This is a genomic window from Oleiphilus sp. HI0128 (genome assembly GCF_001635365.1).
On sequence record NZ_LWGG01000181.1, the window covers coordinates 1 to 898 of the forward strand.

General features: G+C 47.9%; 1 protein-coding gene and 1 pseudogene. Both read right to left on the reverse strand.

All coding sequences use genetic code 11. The features are described from left to right. Positions 1–483, reverse strand: a 483-nt coding sequence (gene trpA, locus A3763_RS02390) for a tryptophan synthase subunit alpha (RefSeq protein WP_068759857.1), incomplete at its 3' end; no start/stop codon positions are given. A 2-nt stretch (positions 484–485) separates the two neighbouring features. After that, positions 486–898 (reverse strand): annotated as a pseudogene (locus tag A3763_RS02395) (tryptophan synthase subunit beta); the annotation flags it as partial.

Consider the following 898-nt stretch of genomic DNA (forward strand, 5'->3'; position numbering starts at 1 on the left):
CTCGTCGGTAGTTGTCGGTGCGATCAGGAAGATAGAGTCCAGATCATTTTCTTTCAGAAATGGTACAAGAGATTCAGCCTCTTCAGGCGGCAAGTCGACGATTAACGCACCATCAACACCAACCTCGGCAGCTTCAATAGCAAATTTTTCGTAACCTTTAATTTCCAAGGGGTTTAGGTAGCCCATCAATACGACCGGAGTATCTTGGTCTGTTTCACGAAATTCCTTCACCATCGAAAATATATCATCAAGCGATACATTGTGTTCAAGTGCACGCTCGCAGGCTAACTGAATTACCGGGCCATCGGCCATCGGGTCGGAAAATGGCACGCCAAGCTCGATTATGTCTGCGCCAGCTTCGACTAAGGTATGCATAATCTCAACCGTTGCGCCCGGTCTAGGGTCACCGCCAGTTACGTATGGGATTAATGCTTTTTTACCTTCGGCTTGCAAGTTCTCTAATACAGATTGAATACGACTCATAACTACACCTCAATTCCATCTATGCCAGCAACGGTATGAATATCTTTATCACCACGACCTGAAAGGTTAATGATCATAATTTTATCGGATGACATCGTCGCCGCCTTTTTAATTCCATAGGCGATTGCATGACTTGACTCAAGTGCAGGCATAATACCCTCAACTAGCGTTAGGCGACGGAATGCAGCAAGTGCCTCATCGTCGGTAACCGACACGTAATTTGCTCGCTTCATGTCCTTCAACCAGGAATGCTCAGGACCAACGCCTGGATAATCAAGCCCTGCAGAAATAGAGTGAGTGCCCTGAATCTGGCCAGCCTTATCAGACATCAAGTAGGTACGATTTCCGTGAAGAACTCCCGGAGCGCCAGCGCATAGCGGCGCAGCATGCTCACCAGTCTCGATACCGTGTCCTC